Raw genomic sequence first — 20,740 nt, forward strand, 5'->3', positions numbered from 1 at the left:
GTTTGTCTACGCAGTATGGGGGCGGTTGCCCCCGATTGAGCCGGCGATAGGCAGTCCAACGTCTGGCTATGCTGTATGGTGGGGGATTGCCCAAGGGGCAGTCTGGCTACGCAGTATCCGTGTAGGTGCCCCCCAAGGATTAGCCGACGATAGGCACCCCAGTGTCTGGCTACGTCGTATGGAGGGATTGCCCCGGATCGACAGGACCGCGGACTTTGGCCTGGAGAATGGCGTAATTCCCGATCTGCGATTAAGCTGCCCGAAGCTATCGCCTCTGTCGGTCTTCGCCTCTCCCTCTTAAGGGAAAGGCAGAGACATCGTTGCCTTTCAAGCTTGTTGAATTGGGAAATTCTGCATTGTCAGGTCGTGAACGAGCTCGGAACCCGGCGGCAGATTTTTGAATACGCGGTCGCGCCCTGCCGGCCATGTATTTGTCTGCGCTAGAATGAGATCAGCGACAGGGAGCGATATTGTCTGGCTTGTCGAGAGAGGTGATCCGACGTGTCGATATATGACACGCCTGCCGACGCCACTGTAGGGCGAGACGGCGAGTGACCCGCCATGGCTGCCGGTGTTACAAACGACAACATTGCAATAAATCATTCGAGATAGAGCCTCCGCAGCGTGGTCAAACGTTGGGAGATCCTTGTTGTAAGCGAGAATGAAAAGGTGCTGAATTCCTAGTCGATACATCGCAACGCGTTCGAGATCGAGAAAGTCAAAGCATACAGCCACTGCAAACTTGCCGAATCGTTCTGCGTTAAAAACCCAAACTTCTGGAATTGAATGAAAACTGTAGCCGTGTTGCTGTAAGAGTTGATGCTCCCCCCAAGCTGCGTAGGTCTTACCTACGTAACGTATGGTCGATCGTGACGATCTTTTCGCGGTGCCCCATGCGTTAGGGATAACTACCGCCGCACGATTCCTGACCGTCATGGACTTGCGGGGGACGACATCAAAGTCCATGCCGGCAATTATTATGGCGTTCATCTGGGCAGCTATAGTTTGTAGCTGCGGTAGAAAGCCTCTGGGAACAGATAGCTCTGGTAAGAGAACCACCTTCGCAGGTACTGGATCCTGAGCAATCGATGCAAGTTGATGTTGAATTTGAGCGATCACAGCCCGTTCCTCAATTGCAGACATTTGCATCGAGTCTTTCCACGCGTTCTCCCCATCAACGACGGTTTGTGCAATTCCAAGCCTCAAGAATTGTTCGTAGTCAGTCATTCTGGGTCTTCCGATTCTGCATCAAGTGAGACCGTTAGGCGCGTTAGCTGGAAAACATTCATCGGAATTAACTGTCGCGGGGCATGGTTCAGAACGCTGATCTGCCCTCGCTCTAGAGTCTCTTGGGAAGTGAGGATTTCTGAATGCAACTTCGCTACATCAGTAATCAATGGGGGGTCGCTTGCCGTATCGTTCACCCTGTCTAGAATTCGAGATCCCAAGAATAGTTGCGGATAGAATCTAATCAGCGCGGTTTCAGCGCTCCGCGAAAGCAATGCAGCCTCAATGATTCCCTGTGTCCCCGACGAAATGGTCGCGTCCTCAAGGCGCTTCTTAACAAAACGACCAATATCTCGCTCTGATCCACGAATGTTCCAAGAGGCTGGCAGCCTAAAGTCTTGGCAACAGAGGCCAAGAAGCAGCAGGCCAACGCCTCTGAGGCGATTGAGCCATTGCTGGTTCTGTTCTCGATCGAGAGGAGTCTCAGCCAAATCTCTACGAAAATCAGAAATAGGGTACCTTACAGTCGTGACGTTGGGTTCTCCTTGGCGCACGACCTGCTTCCACGACTCCCAAGTCCAGCGGCGTAACGTAAAGTTCGACGGCGGGTTGGGTGCAAGCCATTCCTTTGGTAGCAAAATGTTCGTTGGGTTCAGTTCATCAAGCAGCTCGATTCGACCCGTCGGAAAAATCTGAACTGTCGATACGAGTTGGCGCACAATCTCAAGTGCAGTCCATTCGCCTGAGCGAGGATCATCAGGCTGAAGCGTGCTTAATGAGGAAAGCCAGTCGTCGAGAGTAACGCGTCTGGACGCCGCAAGAGTTTTCTGGTGGCTGATCAGCTTCCGAAAGATTGCAGACCGTGTGGTTTCGTGGATCCTAATCGGGTTGTCGGATCGTTGCTGATCAAGTAGCCATCCAGCGTCGGACTTCAAAAAAAATTCAGGGTGATTGCTCCAAAACTCTGATGCCTGAGCTGGCATTTGCAATGGGCTTTTTCTCAGGCTGTTGCGATCCAATTGGATAGATGGGTCATGGGTGGCGCAAGTAATTTCCCACGCGAGGCCCGGCCCAAAATTACGATCTGACCGTTGTGTATCGAGCCAATTTGCCCAAACGCCGATCGGCGAACCCGTCCGACCGATCCAGTCCGATGATGCTGCAGTAAGTGCAGGTGCTTCAAGGGCGTGAGCTAGCTGTAGTAAATTTCCCTTCAAACGCTTTCTGTCGACGACATGGCCAGCGTAGGAAACCGCCGCAACCAACGCATTGCGTGAAGAAACCCCCGCGAACTTGTTGTCTTCCAAGCTTATCACATGCCTCAGCAACAGTCGTGTAGCAGGAGCTGAGATACTCATGAGGTAGCTTCGAGCTGCGCGGCGTTGCCTTTCTAGCAGTTGCACGTCTGATACATCAAACGCAGCGGTCGCTATGTGGCGCGAAATAGTTTGAACAGCGAGCGGGCCTAAGTACACAGCGAGTGGTCGCTTAGCGGGGTTCTCAAGTTCGGACTCGATCCACTTCAAAAGCTCTGGCGAGCCGCGATGTCCGGTAACGCGGCAATAATCTAGAGCGCGTATAAGTAGTCGCGGCTTATCAGGGTGGTCATGAAATGCCTGAAGGATTAATTTGAAATAGTGCGTGAGGCGGCGACGGTCGGAATAAAACTGTTCCATCCTCTTCTTGGTCGCATTGCGCTTGGCGTCCGCTAAGATTTCGGGAGTAACATTCTTGGACTTGGCTAAAGCGGCCAGCGTTCTGTGGCTTTGGACGAGTTCAATAGAGTGATCAAAAGACATCGGCACCAGCGATGCGATTCGACCAGCCGCGAATGCCGCTCTAGTGTCTGCTCGTATCTCGTCCTCCGGTAGATTTGCCAACAATAACCATTCAAGCTCGCTGAGTTTCTGTTCTCTTGCGTGCTGTGGCATCACTTCGAAGCCTGCGCCTGCAAGCTCGGAGACTAACGCCAGCGTCTTCGTCATCAATTTCACAGGGCGTAGTCCATTGATTTCACAATCAGCTTTTGCAGCTTGGAATGTCTCATCCGTAGCTGTGTCATCTATTATCGAAGCAAGCTCTATAGGGCTGTATTTCTCCTTCGAGATTTCGGGGCCTACCGAAAATCTCGCGAGATCGGATTTATAGGAGCGTATCCATTCAATTAGATCATCGAATTTATATGAAAGAATGACATGATCATCGACGAACCGGAAGTGCGCGATGTCTCGCTTTTCTTGGATCCGCGCGTGGGTGGCAAGATCCAGTGGTAGCATCGCAATATTGGATAGGAAGCCGGCGACCATGAGTCCTGTTGGAATGCCGTCGAATGGGCCAGGCGTAGTAATCGGCTGGCAGAGAGAGTCGCCTAAAGATGTGCTGTGATTTCGTCCAACATGAAATGAGAGCATTCTCTTTATAAGAGTCTTCAGCTCTTCTTCGTCATTGAAGTTATCAAGGCCAGCTTCAATCCCACGGAGAATAGCGCTTGGGGTGACGCTGGGGTAGAATCTCGCGAGATCGATTGAAGCATAGTAAAGTCGGTGATCGCTGTGTTTAGGCCAGTATCCCGCTTCGAGATAGTTTGGGCGTTCCGCGAAATTTAGTGCGCTTTTCTCCGACGCATCGAGTTGTTCTATATTCGTTAACCCGTTAGTCATAGCTCTCGCTGTAAGCGAAACGTGCCTGCGGAAAAGCGGCCAGCTGTGTTTAAAGCGCCGATATAATTGTCCGTTAGAATGTCTATAAGGGCCTGTCTCCAGTCTATGCTGGCCGTTGGCGGTCTCATACCACGCAGCTTTATATAGACGGTGCCCGTAACTCCAAGGTGGCATCTTGGAGTCGAGCTTGGGTCCAATTGCATTCACGATAGCGATCCACGCGACTTGGTCGCGTACAGTTACATGGAAGGACTGCCGCATCTGCGGGTTGCCCTTATCATCAGGCTTTTTTGGTTGTGGGAGTAATATAAGAGGATCGAGTTGATAACTTTGGGACGCGAGGCGTCGCTGTATGGAGCGCAGCTCTTGTTCAAGATTCAGCTCGAACGCCGAAACCTCAGCGAGGTCATATATGCCATCGGCCATCCGATAAAGGCTGCGGGCTTTGCGCCATGCCCAGTTCAGATTTTCAGAGCTGATGAGGAAGTCGAAGAGTCTGCTCACTTCTTTTTCCGTGAATGAACCAAATAATCGTTCAGATCGTTGCCGATTGTGATCCGCTGAGTGACATGCTGAATTCCCATCTTACGAAGGGTATCTTCAAGCCGTCGTGCCATCGCGAGTCCCGCTTCGTCGTTGTCGGGTGCCATATAGATCGTCTTGCCCCGAATGGAGCGCAATACACTCAGCGGAATCTCTGCGTTTGCGCCTATTAAGCCAATGGCGGCGTAGCCAAGTTCGTGTGAAGACAATGCATCCATTACTCCCTCACATATGTAAAGCTTTCGGCTGCCGCTAATTGCATTTAAATTGTAGATTGGCTTGCGAACCCCATTCAGACCCATCCAACGCTTTCCATTACCTTTCAATGAGCGGCTTTGGAGATAGACAACTTCATTGTCTACGTAGAAAGGAAATAGCAGACTCTCGTCCGAGAAAATGAATTGCGGTCGCTTTCCGGGATAAAGTAGCCCGCATTTAACGAGTTCTCCTTCGCTGTAACTTGATAGCAATTGTTGGACTACAGTCCGGCTATCCTGTACGAACCCTACAGAGAACTTCGTTTGAGTTTTATCGGTTATGCTGCGATTGCGAAGATAATCACGACCAGCAGGTGTCTGCGGGCATAACGATAGCGTTCTTGAATAAATTTCGGGGTTTGGGTGAAAGTCAGCTTTGGCATCATCTTTCAGCTTTGCAGCATTTTTCAGCGCATGAAATGAATTGGGGCTCTGAGTCGGGATACCAGTAGGGTGGAAGGAACGTCTCAGCCAAGAGACGACGTCTGACGGCGATCGGCCCGTAACTATCGCCGCAAAGTCGATGACAGAGCCGCCTACACCGCAGGCATGGCAATAGCAAAGATTGCGCTTTCGATCGATGGAGAATGACGGATTACTGTCGTTATGGCTTGGGAACGGGCATCGAGATGTTTTTTGACGAGAAAGCTTCACGCCAAGCAATTGTGCGACGTCGTCTATCGGAATTTGTTTTACTTGATCCCAAGATGACACGATTCAGCTAGCCTGGAAGAATTCGAAAGCGGTCGCGAGCCGTTCGTGGCCAAGTCTGAGGTTTAATGCCGGCGTCTAGTGCCTGTAGGAAAAGTAGTTCACCCTCTACGTCTGCTGGTGCCATGTCTCGCCACCAAGCCCGTGGAAACTGGTTTAGACTACCATTCCAGCGATACCCCCGTCTTTTGAGAGGAATGCGAAGCTCAAAAGGCGCTCCAGTTGCGAAAATGCGAGTTTCGACACGGCGAGCGCTCTCCAATAGCGCACCCATGACCGATTGTTGTGATCGGGGCATCTGCATGGATAATATCTGTAGAACTGCTTCGCAGTCATTCGAAGCTCTATGGGCGTCATAAAACAGATTGTAACTCTGAGCGATGTACTCCAGTCGCGAACCAGAAATCCCCTCATCTCTCCAAGGAATCTCCGTAGCGGAACAGCCCCAAGCATAGGAAGTGAAGGCGGGGCATATCTTTTCGCAAAAGGGACGATCGAAAGCGGCGTTGTGTGCAATAATTATAGCCGCATTTGAGATGAAGGTTTCGACTTCCGTCTCTAAGATGTTTTTCCCTGCGACCATTTCATTTGTGATGCCGGTGAGGCTACTGATCGACTGCGTGATTGAAATTTGAGGTTGGTTCAAAGATTGATATGTGGCAATCGTTTTGCCGATTTGACCGCTGCGGTCGAAATTGAACTTGATCATCGCAAGCTCAATAACTTCGTCAAATTCCGGGTCTAGTCCTGTAGTCTCGACATCAAGAACGATGGCAACGAGTTTTTCGCGCGAGAGCTTCTCGTTCGTCTTTTTTGTAAGCACAAGCCGCCGAAGCACCCGGTAATCCTCGCTTGATGCCAGCGTCTTTGCTGCGTCTTCTAGATCCAATGAGTCAATCACGAAGTAGTCCTTCGTTATAATGCCCTGACGAACGCGTGTAGCGGATGATAGTCTGGTTCACCGAACTCTACCACGTAAGACGCATATTTAGCATGATCTGATTCAAATCAAGCATTGTCATAATACGCCTTACGCGGCCAAGATGCAGCATGCATTGCAATAGGAGAATGCTGAGCCGAGGCATAAACTCCCTAAACTGTCGGGGTTTAAGCTCTCAAGAATTACTCTCGTCGCGAGCTGTGCCTCTTTCCAGCTTGCGGGCAATTAGCTCAGGTTGAAGATGCGTGTAGCGAGCTAGCATTCGAGGCTCACGATGACCGCTGATCAGCGCGACCTCAGGAACGGAGAGCCCAGCCTCGAAGAATCGTGAGACAGCTTCATGCCGAAGGTCGTGAAGCCGTAGGTCTTCTAAAGAAGCTCTCGTCCTGAGTCGCTCCCATGCTAATCGCACAGCATTTGCTGTCACGCGGAAGACCTTTTCACCATCCCGTGTCATTGAATGGAGAGTTTTAAGAGCCTTGGGCGTGAGTGGAATTCGGCGAGGATGGCCGTTCTTGGTCTTCAAAATTTGAACAGTGCAGGCGTCAAAATCGATGTCTCGCCATCTGATCGCGAGCAGTTCGCCGCGTCGCATCGCGGTCTCGACCAGCAGCACAAGGAAGGGGCGAAGGTACCAACTCGACCGGTCGCTCAAGGCGGCATATAGCTGGCTCTCGTCCTCGCCGACTAAACGACGCTCTCGCGGCCGGGAATCCTGCGGCAGGCGTAGCCTCTTGAAGGGGTTCTGTCTGATTGGCAAACCCCACTCCCGGATCGCGATCTCAAACACATGACGCAGGATGACCAGTTCTCGCCGAACTGACGGTGGCTTGACGACCTTGAGGCGGTCATCGCGATACTGAGTGACGGTCGCCCCGGACAGATTGCTCAGGCTGGTCTGGGACATTCGGTGCGCCAGCATCTGGCGAATGCGGGATCGCTCGAACACAGCCCCGCGTTTCTGGGGCGTGATCTCCTGTTCGTAACGCTTCAGCAGGTCCGCGACCGTCAGCCGCTTCATCTCCTTGGTGTCTGTGGGCAGCTCTGCCCGGTCGATGGAACGCTCCTTGTCCCTCGCCCAAGCAAGGGCGTCGGCTTTCGCCGGGAAGGACTTTGACAGGGGAGGGTATCCCACGCGGCGTACCTGGGCCTGCCAGTTGTCGCCTCTTCTTCGAATGGTTGGCATTGGTTTTCCGTACAGCTGTGACAGGGCTGTGACGGATTGGGTTCGGCGGGAAACCTTGAAGCCTAAGCGCCAAGCAAAACGCTAACGATATGAGCGTCTTATGCTGGCGCACCCGATAGGAGTCGAACCTATGACCTTTGCCTTCGGAGGGCAACGCTCTATCCAGCTGAGCTACGGGTGCACGCGGTCCATTTAGCCGATTGGTGCGGCCGCTGCAACGGTCCGGCGGCGGGGGATTGCAAATGACCCCGGGGCGGCACTCAAGCCGTCGTTGGAGGCGTTCGATTTCGCCACGCTCCGCCGAGCCAAGCCAGTCCAGCCACCTCCCCGTGCCTCAGCCGGCGTTGCGGCGGGTGATTTCCTCGTTGGCGCAGAACAGGGCGTCGGCGTTCATGTCCTTTTGCCGGGTCATCCAGTGCAGATAGTCGGCGGGGACGTCGGGCCATTTGGTCCCCTTGTGCTTGCCGAAGGTGAGGGTCGGCAGCTTGCCGGGCTGGCTTGTCCATTCCACCATGTCTTCGACGGACGCGCCCTCCAGGAGCCCGGCCAGCAGATGTGCGGTCACCCAGGCGTCGGGGCCGGCGCGATGCGGCGGCATGGCCAGATCGGCGTCCAGTACCAGGCCGCGCCAGTAGCGCAGCACCTGGTTGGAGTGGCGCGGCGCATCCGGCCAGACCCGCAATGCGATCTTGTGCGTGCAGATCCACGGCAAGTCGTTGCTGGCGAAATCGGAGATGAAGCGCTGCTCGAACTCGCAATTATGCGCCACCAGCACGTCTGGCACGGGCGACTGGTTGATCAGTCCAAACAATAGCGCGTCGGAACAGACCGGCGTATCCGGCTGGAAGTCGCGCTCGGTGATGTGGTGGACGGCCATCGTCTCCGGCGTGATGCCGTGCAGCGGCCGGAACAGCTGGGTGCGCGGCGGCTCGATGGTGATGGCGTCATTCGTCACGACGACGTCGACGCTGCCGATTTCGATGATTTCGGCCGGCGGAGCCAGGCCGGTGGTTTCGATGTCGATGACCCTGAATCGCACCCGTGAATTCCCCTTACGCGCCGCAACGCTTCGCGTCGTTCTCGGTGATTCGCGGGATTTTTCAAATGGCGGAGAGGCTTACGCCGGCACGATGACCTTGCCGATCGGCCACAGCGCGATGCCGGCGAGCTTGAGGTGCGCCCACGCAAAGGGGATGCCGACGATAGTGATCGCCAGCGCGACCGCGGTGACGAGATGGCCGATCGCCAGCCACCAGCCGGCCAGCACGAACCAGATGACATTGCCGATCAGGCCCAGCACGCCGGTGCCGATGTCGCGCTGGCCGGTCACGAGTTCGCGGGACACCGCGCGCTGGCCGAACGGCAGCAGCGTGTAGGCGGCAATGTTGAACGCGGCGCGCGCCCATGGCAGGCCGATGATGGTGATCGCCATCAGCACCGCGGCGAGCAGCCATGCCGCCGCCATCCAGAAGCCGCCGAACAGGATCCAGAGAATGTTGAGAAATAACGGGAGGACTGGCATGGGATATTTCCGGATTGAAGGCGTCTTTGCTCTTCTACCGGCTTCTCTGCGTCATGGCGAGGTTTCCTGACCCCGCCATGGCTGTCTGCCGGGCGACGTCAATATCCCCTGCCGGCACCGGCACGGGAATAGGCCGGGCGGGTTTCTTCCATCGGGCGGGTCGATAGCGCGTTGCGTACCTCGTTGCTCGGCCGCGCGAGCGGCTGCAACTCCTCGAGGAAGATCGGCTTGGAGAAGTAATAACCCTGGGCGTAGCGGATCCGTGTCGCGCCCTGCAGATAGGCCAGTTCCTCGTGGGTCTCGACGCCTTCCGCGATCACGGTCATGCCGAGCGCTTCGCTGAGCGATTCGATCGCGCGCAAGATGCCCTGGCTGCGCGGGCGCTTGTGGATGTCGGTGATGAAGGAGCGGTCGATCTTGATCTCGTCGGCGGTGATATCGGCCAGCGCTGACAGCGAGGAGTAGCCGATGCCGAAATCGTCGATCGAGACGCCGACGCCGAGTTGGCGGAACATCGGCAGGATGTCGTCCTGGAAGTGCGTCTTGGCGACGAAGGCATCTTCCGTCACTTCAACGATGAAGCGGGTCGGGCAGCCAGTGTCCTCGAGCGCCTTGGCGAAGGTCGTCATGAATTCAGAATTGCCGGCCTGCTTGGCGGCGACGTTGATGCTGATGGTGGCGCCGGCGCCGAACGTCTCGTTGATCAGATCGATCGACTTCATGATCTCCGCCAGCACCAGATGGGTGAGCTCATCGATCAGGCCGAGTTCGACCGCCAAGTTGATGAATGTGCCGGGCGCCTGGATCACGCCGTTGTCGTCGCGCAGCCGCACCAGGGCTTCGATGCCCTTGATCTCGTGGCTGCGGATATCGACCTTGGGCTGGAACGCGCAGCAGAACCGCTTGTCGATGATCGCCAGCCGCAGCGCCTGTTCGGTCGCCATCCGCGCCAGCGCTTCGCGTTCCATGCTGGCGTCGAAGAATACGGCGGCACCCTTGGTCTCGTTCTTGACCTGGTACATCGCGATATCGGCGTTCTGGCGCAGCGCATCGTAGCTGCGGCCGTGCTCGGGATACAAGCTGACGCCGATCGAGGCCGAGGCAAACACTTCGGAGCCGTCGATGAAGAACGGCGCGCGCAGCCGTTGCAACAGCAGGTCGAGATATTCGGCGACTTCCTGCTGGTTCTGGATCGGATGCAACAGCAGCAGGAATTCATCGCCGGAGATGCGCGACAGCATGTCGGACTGGCGCAAATCGAGGCTGAGCCGCTTGGAGAATTCGATCAACAGCGAATCGCCGATCGGGTGACCGTAATAATCGTTGATGTGCTTGAAATTATCGATGTCGAGAAAAGCCAGCGCGAACGGCTCGCCGTTGAGGTCGCGCGCAATGATGTCGCTGGCGTGCTGCTCAATCACCCGCCGCGTAGGCAGGTCGGTGAGTTCGTCGTAATATGCGCGGCGAAACAGTTCGTCTTCGACCGCCTTCTGCCGGCTGATATCGCTGGCGCTCGACAGCAGCAGCGCCTGCTGGCCGATATTGACCGGGCGGTGACTGGTCAGGAACACGCGTTTGGTGTGGCCGTCGCTGACGCGCTCCTCGAAGGTCGCGGAGCGCCCGGATTGCAGCAGGTCGAGCGCGGTGTGGCGGCGGTGGTTGAGTGCCTGGGACAGGAAGTCGCATTGCGGCAGGGCGCTGTCGAAATCTTCCGCCGGCGCATTGAACTGCGTGGCAGCGGCGTCATTCACCAGCAGGAAATCGCCATGCTGGTTCTGCACCGTCACGGAGGCTGGCAACAGGCGAACGATCTCGCGCAAAACGGCGAGTTCGGTGCCGGCGTCGAGCCCCCCAATGCCCGGCTTCGCGGACAGGTTCGGGGCATTCGGGTCCATGGAATCTGCGTTCTGCATGGGCCGACCCTCGCAAATACCGTTGTAGTATTGGTTAAACCGACCGCAGAAATTTCGGTATTGACGTACGCACGCAACCGATTCCGTGGAACCCGTGCCAATCGTCATTAACAGAGTGTCAACGCCGGGCACTCCACCGGCCGGCAAGACCGGCAGAGAAAAATGCTCCGGCATCGCCGAAGTTTGAAAGGAACGCGGCGTCAGCCGCGGCCTGTGCAGTGCGGGCATCGCTATTTTTCTGCGGCCCTCGACACCCCAGCCACCCGTCACCATCATCCTGCAAGTCGCATCATTCTGAGGTCGCGGCGCTAGTTTCCGTCCCGAGCAGGAATTCCGGCCATGAGCGATTCTTCCAAAGCCAATGTCCTCTGGTTCTTGCCGACGCATGGCGATGGCCACTATCTCGGTACGTCAAACGGCGCGCGCGAGGTCAATTTCAATTATCTGCGTCAGGTCGCCCAGGCGGCCGACCAGCTCGGCTATTTCGGCGTGCTGCTGCCGACCGGGCGGTCCTGCGAGGATTCCTGGGTGGTGGCCTCGGCGGTCGCACCGTGGACCGAGCGGCTGCGCTATCTCGTCGCCGTGCGGCCGGGCCTGCAGTCGCCGAGCGTCGCTGCGCGGATGACCGCGACGCTCGATCGCGTCACCAACGGCCGCCTGCTGATCAATGTCGTTACCGGCGGCGATCCGGTAGAGAATGCCGGCGACGGCATCTTCCTCGACCACGACGAACGCTACGCCGTGACCCGCGAGTTCCTCAACGTCTACAGCGATCTGCTCGCCGGCAAGACGGTCAACGTCAAGGGCAAGCACATCACGATCGAGGACGGCCGGCTGATCTTCCCGCCGGTGCAATCGCCGCGCCCGCCATTGTACTTCGGCGGCTCGTCGGATGCCGGCATCGATGTCGCCGTCGATCTTGTTGAGAAGTACCTGACCTGGGGCGAGCCGCCGGCCGCCGTAGCCGACAAGGTGGCGCGCGTAAAAGCCGCCGCCGCCAAGCGCGGCCGCAAGCTGTCATTCGGCATTCGCCTCCATGTCGTGGTGCGCGAAACCAGCGACGCCGCGTGGAAGGCCGCCGACGAACTCATTCAATACGTCACCGACGATACCATCGCCGCCGCGCAGAAGACGCTGGCACGGCAGGATTCGGTCGGCCAGAAGCGCATGGCGCAATTGCACGGCGGTCGTCGCGACAAGCTCGAGATCAGCCCGAACCTGTGGGCTGGCGTCGGCCTGGTGCGTGGTGGCGCCGGCACGGCGCTGGTCGGCAGTGCGCAGGAAGTCGCAGCAAGGATCAAGGAATATCAGGACGTCGGTGTCGATACCTTCATCATGTCCGGCTACCCGCATCTCGAGGAAGCCTATCGCTTCGCCGAACTCGTGTTCCCGCTGCTGTCGCTGCAGAGTCACGAGAACGTCACGCCGTTGCGCACCCGCACGGGTCCGATCGGTGAAACCATTGCCAATGAGCATCGTCCGCTCGCCAAGCAGGCCTGAGAGTTATCATGAGTATCGTTGAAGTCCTTCCGCGCGTTCGCAGCTTTCGCCTTCCCAGCATCAACGGCCTGACGCAGTGGATCGTGCCGCTGGTGATCCTGCTGGTCTGGCAGGCCGCCTGCGTCGCCGGTCTGGTGCCGGCGCGGGTGATGCCGGCTCCGACCGATGTCGCGCTCGCCGGCTGGAAGTTGCTGGTGTCCGGCGAACTGGCACAGAACATCTGGGTGTCGTTCTGGCGCGCCTCGGTCGGCTTTCTGATCGGGGGCAGCATCGGCTTTGCATTTGGTCTCGCCAACGGCCTCTCCGAACTCAGCAACAAGCTCACCGACACCACGCTGCAGATGGTGCGCAACGTGCCGCATCTGGCGCTGATCCCGCTGGTGATCCTGTGGTTCGGCATCGACGAATCCGCCAAGCTGTTCCTGGTGGCGCTCGGCGTGTTCTTCCCGATCTATCTCAACACGCTGCATGGCATCCGCACCGTCGATCCGCAACTGATCGAGATGGGGCGTATCTACGGTATGAGCAATGGCGAGCTGTTTCGACGCGTGATCTTCCCCGGCGCGTTGCCGTCGATCTTCGTCGGCGTGCGCTTTGCACTCGGCATCATGTGGCTCACGCTGATCGTGGCCGAAACCATCGCGGCATCGTCGGGCCTTGGTTACATGGCGATGCAGGCGCGTGAGTTCATGCAGATCGACATCGTCGTGCTGAGCATCCTGATCTATGCGCTGCTGGGTAAGGTCGCCGACAGTGCCTCCCGCGTGCTGGAGCGGCTGACGCTGTCCTGGCACCCCGCCTTCCAGAAGTGATCGCTGCCGTCTTGAACAAAAATCTGGCTCGCAACCTGGACCAGCAGTTGGAAATGAACATGAATCAGTCTCTCCGTCTCGCCCATATCGATGCGCAACTGGTCGAAGCTCCCTCGGAGTTCGATCAGGCGCTGGCCGAGCGCCGGCATGTGGTACATCCGAATCGCGGCCTGTCGCTGACCATCCGTGGCCTGCGCAAGTCGTTCGGCGCGAACGAGGTGCTGCGCGGCGTCGACCTGCACATTCCCGCCGGCCAGTTCGTCGCCATCGTCGGCCAGAGCGGCTGCGGCAAGAGCACCTTGCTGCGCCTGATAGCCGGCCTTGATCAACCGACCGCCGGCACCATCAGCTTCGGCGAGGAAACACGTCCCGAGGACATCCGCGTCATGTTTCAGGAGCCTCGCCTGCTGCCCTGGGCACGCGTGCTCTCCAACGTTGAGGTCGGCCTCGGCGCCGACCGCACTTCCGCCGACGCCAAGGCGCGCGCTGAACAGGCGTTGGGCGAAGTCGGTCTCGCCGACAAGCGCGAACAGTGGCCGGCCGTGCTGTCCGGCGGCCAGAAGCAGCGCGTCGCGCTGGCGCGTGCACTGGTCAGCCATCCGCGCGTGCTGGCGCTCGACGAGCCGCTCGGTGCGCTGGACGCGCTGACGCGCATTTCGATGCAGCGCCTGCTCGGCCGCGTCTGGCACGACCAGGCGTTCACCTCGATCCTCGTTACCCACGATGTCTCGGAAGCCGTTGCCTTGGCCGACCGCGTACTGGTGATCGAGGACGGCCGCATCGCGCACGACATCGACGTTGACATCGCCCGGCCGCGGCTGCGCGGCTCGGCCGATCTCGCCGCGCTGGAAGGCTCGATCCTGCGCAGCCTGATCGGCGTGGGTGACGATGCCACGGACCTGTGAGGCTTCCATGAATTTCGCCGTGCGTAACATCAAGCCCGATCATGACGTCCCTTCCACCGAATTCCGTGGCGCGATGCGCGCGCTGGCTGGCGGCGTCAGCGTCATTTCCGTCGGCCGCGGCAAGGATATTTCCGGCATGACCGTGACCTCGGTGACGTCGCTGTCGGTGGAGCCTGCGACCTTGCTGGTCAGCGTCAACCGGCAATCGTCGTCATGGCCGCTGCTGCAACGCTATGGCGCGTTCGGTGTCAACATTCTCACTGCCGAGCAACTCGACCTCGCCGAGCGTTTCGCCGGCAAGGGCGGGCTGAAGGGCGCTGAGCGCTTTGCCGGCGCGCAATGGGTGACGCGCGCCACCGGCGTGCCGCTACTGGTCGGCAGCCTCGCGTCGATCGATTGCGACGTCGAGGAAGTGATCGAGCGACATTCCCACGCCATCATCATCGGCCGCGTACGCGACGTAATCACCTCCGCGCCGACCACGGCGCTGACCTACTGGGACGGCCAGTATGTCGCAATCGACCATAATGAGGATGCGCGCACGCTCGCCGACGTCAGCGTCCCCGCGGCACGGAAGCTGCGCGAGGTATAATCGGCTTCTCCCAAACCCGCGACGCGCTGCCGCACGGCGGCGTCTTGCAGGGCAGGCGGCGGCGACCCCATTTAAAGGGAGCGCCCGCTGTGTTGTCGCGCGGGCGGGAGGAGATCGATGAGCTATTTCAGGACCGCGATGTTGCTGGCCGGCATGACCGCCTTGTTCATGGGCGTCGGCTATCTGATCGGCGGGGCCACGGGCGCGACGCTGGCGCTGCTGGTGGCCGCCGGCACCAACCTGTTCGCGTACTGGAATTCTGATCGCGTGGTGCTGTCGATGCACGGCGCGCAGCCGGTCGATGCGCGCAGCGCGCCGGACCTGTATCGCCTGGTCGCCGATCTCGCCGCGCGCGCCAACCTGCCGATGCCGGCGGTCTATCTGATGGACAACCCGCAGCCCAACGCTTTTGCGACGGGCCGCAATCCGCAGAATGCCGCGGTCGCCGTCACTACCGGTCTGATGCAGCAGCTCAACCGCGACGAACTCGCCGGCGTGATTGCGCATGAACTGGCCCATGTGAAGAACCATGACACGCTGTTGATGACCATCACCGCGACCATTGCCGGCGCGATCTCGATGGTCGCGCAGTTCGGCATGTTCTTCGGCGGCAACCGCAGCAACAATGGTGGACCGGGTATCATCGGCTCGCTGGCGATGATGATCCTCGCGCCGCTCGCCGCGATGCTGGTGCAGATGGCGATCAGCCGGACCCGTGAATACGCCGCCGACGATCTCGGCGCGCGAATCTGCGGTCAGCCGATGTGGCTGGCTTCGGCGCTCGCCAAGATCGACAACGCCGCGCGCCAGATTCCCAACGAGGACGCGGAGCGTTCGCCGGCCACAGCGCATATGTTCATCATCAACCCGCTGTCTGGCCGCGGCATGGACAATCTGTTCACGACGCATCCCTCGACGCAGAACCGCATCGCGGCCTTGCAGCAACTGGCAGGACAGATTGGCGGGCAGGCGCGCGCCACAAATACGGTCTCGCCGCGTGGCCCGTCGGGCGGTGCGCCGCGCACGAAGGGGCCGTGGGGCTGAAAGCATTATGAGTCGCGGCTTAATCCGGAAAGGTTCAAGCCGCGGCGTGCATGGCTGCGCGGCATTTGGTATCGCACAGCTTTGCTTGTCTCTCGGTCCAGAATGGGCATCGTGTGCGCTCCTTGGAATGGAGACGCATGGGAATGTTCAGCCGTATCCTGATGATCGCAGCACTGGTTCTGTCCGCAGGCGGCGCGCTCGCCGACGCCACGATCCCGACCAAAGACATTGCCAATGCGCGGGATAATCCGCTGCTGAAGCGCTATGACGGTTCCTTTATCGTCAGCTACGAACGCCTCGCCTTCACCGATTTCAGCGTGCCGCTGTCGAAGCTGGAAAAGACCGGCGACAGCGACCGCGATCGCATGAACAATCAGGTCTACAAGCCGATCAAGCAGTTGGAAGTCGAGGGCGCCCGCACCCGCATCGCCTACCTGTTGCCGGCGAACCGCTCGCCGCTCGAAGTGCTGCGCAACTATCAGGATGTGGTGAAGGCAGCCGGCGGCGAAGTGCTCCATGCGTGCAAGGGCGATGATTGCGGCGGCGACCCGACGCGCTCGGCTGCGGGCGGCGGCGGCGACATGAGCCTGCTGATGTATTTCGTTACCGAAGCGCAAATCAAGGATGGCGATTTTTCCAACGGAAAATGCGCGATGGCGTCGCATCTCGATGACCAGCGCTTCTTCGCCGCGAAAATCCCGCAGCCTGGCGGTGACGCTTACGTCACCGTGCAAACCTATCTTGTGAAGGACGATCTCTACTGCAAGGCGTTCAACGAACGCACGGTCGCCGTGGTGCATATCGTCGAGCCGAAGCCGCGCGAGCAGAAGATGGTGGTGGTGAAGGCGGACGAGATGGCCAAGACCATCGGTTCGACGGGCCGCGTGGCGCTGTACGGAATCTTCTTCGACACCGGCAAGGCCGAGTTGAAACCGGAATCCGCGCCGACCCTGCAGGAGATCGCCGGCTTGCTTTCCTCAGACGCCAGGCTGGCGGTGCTGATCGTCGGCCATACCGACAACCAGGGCGCCTACGACTACAATCTCGACCTGTCGCGCCGCCGCGCCGAATCCGTGGTGGCCGCGCTCACCACCAGTTTCCGCGCCGACCCCAAGCGCCTCCGTGCTGCTGGTGTCGGCATGCTGGCGCCTGCGGCCTCGAACGATGCCGATGACGGCCGCGCGAAAAACCGGCGCGTGGAAGTGGTGAAGCTGAATTGAGGGCGTCTTGCGGCATCCCGAAGTGCGCGCTCTTGCGCGCCTCGGAGGATGGGCCGCGCGCGGGCGCGGAGTTGAGCATTCATCCTTCGAGGCTCGCCCTCAGGATGACGGTGGTATGTGCGGAGGCCTTGTTACCGGCTCATCCTGTTCCACGCATCGAGCCCGGCGATCTTGTAGGCTTCCGCTGAGGGAAGGCATCCGGGTGTGTATTGCCAGGTAGCAATCGGGCCAGATCGCGTGATCCTGGGCGTAGATTGCGACGGTGCATTTTCGCCATTCGGCAACCGGAACGTTTCCCGACAGATCCAGTTGATAGTGCGGGCTTCAACAGGAGCGACAAAATGCGAAAAATCATCCTTTCCGCGATCTGCGCGACCGCCATTGCTGCCCTCTCGGTCGGCGGTGCGTCTGCCCAGAGCACCGGCCCTGCCGGTCAGGACTCTACCAGGATGGGCACGGAATCCACGATGTCGAAAGACGGCATGACGACCCAGGGCATGTCGAAGGGCACCACGCATAAGACTTCCATGCACAAGGGCGGCATGAAGAAAGACAGCATGATGAAGAAAGACGAGATGAAGAAGTAAGGCGCGTCTTCCTCTGACTCCCCCCAAACTCCCCGTATGGCGCGAGCCATGCGGGGCTTCTTCGTGAGGTCGGCCTGCTCGGGACGCCCTGCAGGCCCGCGTAGTCATGCTGCGACGACCGGTATTCCCGGCAGCCTCTCATTTTGTTGACGGGCAACATAATACCGATTTCGTTTTATTTTGCAGTGCAGCAACCATATGTCAGCAACGCTGTTATAAAGATTGACGACTCTGGAGCTGCCATGTCCCTCGCCGATAATATCGAATTCCTCCGCAACCTTCCGAAACTCCCTAAAATCAATGACTTGGTCGACCTGGCGCGGGTGCTTCCGGGCGGCGGCGAAAGTCCGATTGTCGAAGTGACAGAGTTCGGCAGCAATCCCGGCGACCTCAAAATGTTCGCTTACGTGCCTGCCACGTTGCTGCCCAAGCCGGCGCTGGTCGTGGTGCTGCATGGCTGCACCCAGAAGGCTGCCGGCTACGACGTCGGCACGGGCTGGTCGACGCTGGCCGAGAAATACGGCTTCGCGCTGCTGATGCCGGAGCAAAAATCCTCCAACAACGGCAATACCTGCTTCAACTGGTTCAGCCCGGAAGATACCGCGCGCGACAGCGGCGAAGCCCTGTCGATCCGGCAGATGATCGAGCATATGGCGGATGCGCACCATATCGATCGCAGCCGTATCTTCGTCACCGGCCTGTCCGCGGGCGGCGCCATGACTTCGGTGATGCTCGCGACCTATCCCGAGGTGTTCGCTGCCGGCGCGATCATCGCCGGCCTGCCTTTCGGCATCGCCAATACCCTGCAGGAAGCCCTGACCGGCATGTATCGTGCTCCGGCGCAGGCTGCGCATGATCTGGGCGACCTCGTCCGCAAGGCGTCGAAGCATACCGGGCCGTGGCCGAAGGTCTCGGTGTGGCACGGCAGCGCTGACCGCACGGTGACCTCGGCCAATGCCGGCGAGGTCGTCAAGCAATGGCTCAACGTTCACGGCCTGCCGCCGGCGCCGATGTCAGCAGCCGATGTCGATGGCTATCCGCGCGAGGTGTGGTGGGACGCGGAGGGCGAGACCGTCGTCGAATCCTACACCATCACCGGCATGGCGCACGGCACGCCGCTGGCGATCGCCGGCGAGCAGGAGCCCTATGGTGAAGCCGGCAAGTTCCTGCTTGAGGCAGGCATCGCTTCGTCCTGGCACATCGCGCAGTTCTTCGGCCTCACCAAGCAAGTCGCGCCGGGCAACACCGTGATGGTCCGCAAGGCTGACGTGCCTATCGATGCGATCGTCACTGCCAGCACGCCCAAGCCCCGTGCCGAGAGCGACGGCCGTTTCACGCCGCGCGACCCGCCCGGCCACCGCGTACTGGATATCAACGCCGTCATCACCCGTGCTCTGACCGCTGCCGGATTGATGAAGTAACCAGCCTTCGCCAGTCGGAAATTTGCACTGGACGGGGCAGGGGGATAGCCTCCCACTCCGTTGTTAAATCAATGTCATCGCCCCTTAACGGTCGGCGTTATGCTGGACATCCATCGCTCTATCTCAGCTGATTTTCTTGCCGGCGGCGGCGAGATGGGCGCCCTCATGCGCGCGCTCGACTGGGATGCAACGCCGATCGGCGGGCCGGCGCGGTGGCCCCAAAGCTTGCGCACCGCGATTCGCATCCTGCTCAATACCAATCACCCGATGTTCCTTTGGTGGGGACCGGAACTGATCCAGTTCTACAATGACGCCTACAGCCGGACGATGGGCAGGGAGCGGCATCCTTCTGCACTCGGCCAGCGCGGCCGCGAGTGCTGGGCGGAAATCTGGCCAGTAATCGGCCCGCAGATTGACCAGGTGATGTCGGGCGGCGGCGCGACCTGGCACGAAGACCAACTGGTGCCGGTGACGCGGAACGGTCGGCTCGAACAGGTGTACTGGACCTACAGCTTCAGCCCTGTCGACGAGAACGACGGCGTCGGCGGCGTGCTGGTCGTGTGCCGCGATGTCACGGCGGATCACATGCTCGCCGCCAAGGCCGGCGAGCGCGAGGCCGAACTCGCCCGCGTGCAGCAGATCGGACACATCGGCGGTCTCGAAGTCGATCTGCGCACCGGTTTTCGTAACCGCCGCTCGCCGGAATATCTGGCGTTGCACGGGCTGTCGCCAGACGCGGCCAACGAGACGCACGAGGACTGGGTACGTCGTATCCATCCAGACGACCGCGAAGCCACCGAGGCGAAGTTCAAGGAAGCGGTGAAGAGCAGTGTGCTGGATTACAGCGCGCAATACCGTATCATTCGCCCGAACGACGGCGAAGTGCGCTGGATCTCCGTGAAGTCGGTGATCGAGCGTGACGAGGACGGCCGTGCGGTGCGCCTAATCGGCGCGCATACCGACGTGACGGATGAGGTCAACGTCGATCGCGCGCTGCGCAAGAGCGAGGAGGAGGCGCGCGAACTCGCCGCCAAACTCGCCGAACTCAACGCCACGCTCGAGCAGCGCGTCGAGGAAAAGACGCGCGAGCGCGAGGTCGCCAGCGAACAACTCAAGGCCACAGAAGAGGCGCTGCGCCAATCGCAAAAGATGGAGGCCGTCGGTCAGCTTACCGGCGGCATCGCGCACGACTTCAATAACCTGCTCAATGTCGTCCAGGGCAGCATGGACCTGATCCTGATGTTGTCCGTCGACGAGGTGGCGAAGGGGCGGGCCGAGGTGGCGCGCCGGGCCTGCAAGCAGGGCGCCAAGCTGACCAGCCAGCTGCTGGCCTTTTCGCGCAACCAGCGCCTCGATCTGGATGCCACCGACGTGGTCGCGTTACTGGAAGGGGTGCAGTCGCTGCTGGCCGCATCGCTCGGCACGGGAATCCGGTTCGAGGTCGAGGTCCAGGAGCAGGCCCGATTTGTCACGGCCGACCTGAACCAGATGGAGATGGCGCTGATCAACCTGGCCATCAACGCGCGCGACGCGATGCCGTCGGGCGGCGAACTGACCATCAGGGCGGAGCGCGCTCACCCGCCCACCGAACTGCTTCCACCGGGAGAATACGTACGGATTTCCGTGATCGACAGCGGCGCCGGAATCCGCCCCGAGATCCTGACCAAGGTGTTCGAGCCGTTCTTTACCACCAAGGAGGT

Annotated in this window: 17 protein-coding genes and 1 tRNA gene; 9 read left to right on the plus strand and 9 right to left on the minus strand. The window is 59.4% G+C overall.

The window, feature by feature from the left end:
- Window positions 1-327: 327 nt before the first annotated feature.
- The 9 genes from JWQ24_RS06490 to JWQ24_RS06530 form a co-directional block, all read right to left on the minus strand.
- Window positions 328-1,227, minus strand: coding sequence for a hypothetical protein (locus JWQ24_RS06490; protein ID WP_299805826.1), 900 nt, complete (start codon window positions 1,225-1,227; stop codon window positions 328-330).
- Entirely contained in the window at window positions 1,224-4,391 is a 3,168-nt protein-coding gene (locus tag JWQ24_RS06495) for a hypothetical protein (protein WP_299805829.1), read from the minus strand. The genes JWQ24_RS06490 and JWQ24_RS06495 overlap by 4 nt, the downstream gene beginning before the upstream one ends.
- Window positions 4,388-5,401, minus strand: coding sequence for a toprim domain-containing protein (locus JWQ24_RS06500; RefSeq protein ID WP_299805833.1), 1,014 nt, complete (start codon window positions 5,399-5,401; stop codon window positions 4,388-4,390). The genes JWQ24_RS06495 and JWQ24_RS06500 overlap by 4 nt, the downstream gene beginning before the upstream one ends.
- 7 nt (window positions 5,402-5,408) lie before the next feature.
- Entirely contained in the window at window positions 5,409-6,299 is an 891-nt protein-coding gene (locus tag JWQ24_RS06505; protein ID WP_299805836.1) for a 3'-5' exonuclease, read from the minus strand.
- Between the two features lie 214 nt (window positions 6,300-6,513).
- Window positions 6,514-7,524: a site-specific integrase gene (locus JWQ24_RS06510; RefSeq protein ID WP_299805838.1), complete on the minus strand. Its 1,011-nt coding sequence runs from the start codon at window positions 7,522-7,524 to the stop codon at window positions 6,514-6,516.
- A 104-nt stretch (window positions 7,525-7,628) separates the two neighbouring features.
- A tRNA-Arg gene (locus tag JWQ24_RS06515) sits at window positions 7,629-7,705 on the minus strand.
- A gap of 153 nt (window positions 7,706-7,858) precedes the next feature.
- Complete coding sequence (locus tag JWQ24_RS06520; protein WP_299805841.1) at window positions 7,859-8,563, minus strand: exonuclease domain-containing protein; 705 nt, start codon at window positions 8,561-8,563, stop codon at window positions 7,859-7,861.
- Window positions 8,564-8,641: 78 nt separating this feature from the next.
- Window positions 8,642-9,046 (minus strand): YccF domain-containing protein, encoded by a 405-nt coding sequence (locus JWQ24_RS06525; protein WP_299805843.1) that lies wholly within the window; start codon window positions 9,044-9,046, stop codon window positions 8,642-8,644.
- A 98-nt stretch (window positions 9,047-9,144) separates the two neighbouring features.
- Complete coding sequence (locus tag JWQ24_RS06530; RefSeq protein WP_299805845.1) at window positions 9,145-10,941, minus strand: EAL domain-containing protein; 1,797 nt, start codon at window positions 10,939-10,941, stop codon at window positions 9,145-9,147.
- Between the two features lie 357 nt (window positions 10,942-11,298).
- Between JWQ24_RS06530 and ssuD the strand changes: the two genes are divergently transcribed.
- The 9 genes from ssuD to JWQ24_RS06575 form a co-directional block, all read left to right on the plus strand.
- Window positions 11,299-12,459, plus strand: coding sequence for an FMNH2-dependent alkanesulfonate monooxygenase (gene ssuD / locus JWQ24_RS06535; protein ID WP_299805846.1), 1,161 nt, complete (start codon window positions 11,299-11,301; stop codon window positions 12,457-12,459).
- A gap of 8 nt (window positions 12,460-12,467) precedes the next feature.
- A complete protein-coding gene (locus JWQ24_RS06540) occupies window positions 12,468-13,271 on the plus strand; it encodes an ABC transporter permease subunit (RefSeq protein WP_299805847.1) in 804 nt (267 codons plus the stop codon).
- Between the two features lie 59 nt (window positions 13,272-13,330).
- The gene (locus tag JWQ24_RS06545; RefSeq protein WP_299805848.1) at window positions 13,331-14,176 is read left to right on the plus strand and encodes an ATP-binding cassette domain-containing protein; all 846 of its coding nucleotides are present in this window, start codon (window positions 13,331-13,333) and stop codon (window positions 14,174-14,176) included.
- A gap of 7 nt (window positions 14,177-14,183) precedes the next feature.
- Complete coding sequence (locus JWQ24_RS06550; protein ID WP_299805850.1) at window positions 14,184-14,768, plus strand: flavin reductase family protein; 585 nt, start codon at window positions 14,184-14,186, stop codon at window positions 14,766-14,768.
- Window positions 14,769-14,885: 117 nt separating this feature from the next.
- Entirely contained in the window at window positions 14,886-15,812 is a 927-nt protein-coding gene (htpX, locus tag JWQ24_RS06555; RefSeq protein ID WP_299805852.1) for a zinc metalloprotease HtpX, read from the plus strand.
- Between the two features lie 143 nt (window positions 15,813-15,955).
- A complete protein-coding gene (locus tag JWQ24_RS06560; protein WP_299805855.1) occupies window positions 15,956-17,032 on the plus strand; it encodes an OmpA family protein in 1,077 nt (358 codons plus the stop codon).
- A gap of 341 nt (window positions 17,033-17,373) precedes the next feature.
- Window positions 17,374-17,619 carry a hypothetical protein gene (locus tag JWQ24_RS06565; RefSeq protein ID WP_299805858.1) on the plus strand — a complete coding sequence of 82 codons (246 nt, stop codon included), beginning with the start codon at window positions 17,374-17,376 and terminating at the stop codon, window positions 17,617-17,619.
- A 242-nt stretch (window positions 17,620-17,861) separates the two neighbouring features.
- On the plus strand, window positions 17,862-19,040 hold the full coding sequence (locus JWQ24_RS06570) for a PHB depolymerase family esterase (RefSeq protein WP_299805860.1): 1,179 nt from the start codon (window positions 17,862-17,864) through the stop codon (window positions 19,038-19,040).
- Window positions 19,041-19,193: 153 nt separating this feature from the next.
- Window positions 19,194-20,740: PAS domain-containing protein (locus JWQ24_RS06575; RefSeq protein ID WP_299805863.1), on the plus strand; the 1,547-nt coding region annotated here is incomplete at its 3' end.

Source organism: Tardiphaga sp. (assembly GCF_028290495.1).
Taxonomy (GTDB): Bacteria; Pseudomonadota; Alphaproteobacteria; order Rhizobiales; family Xanthobacteraceae; genus Tardiphaga.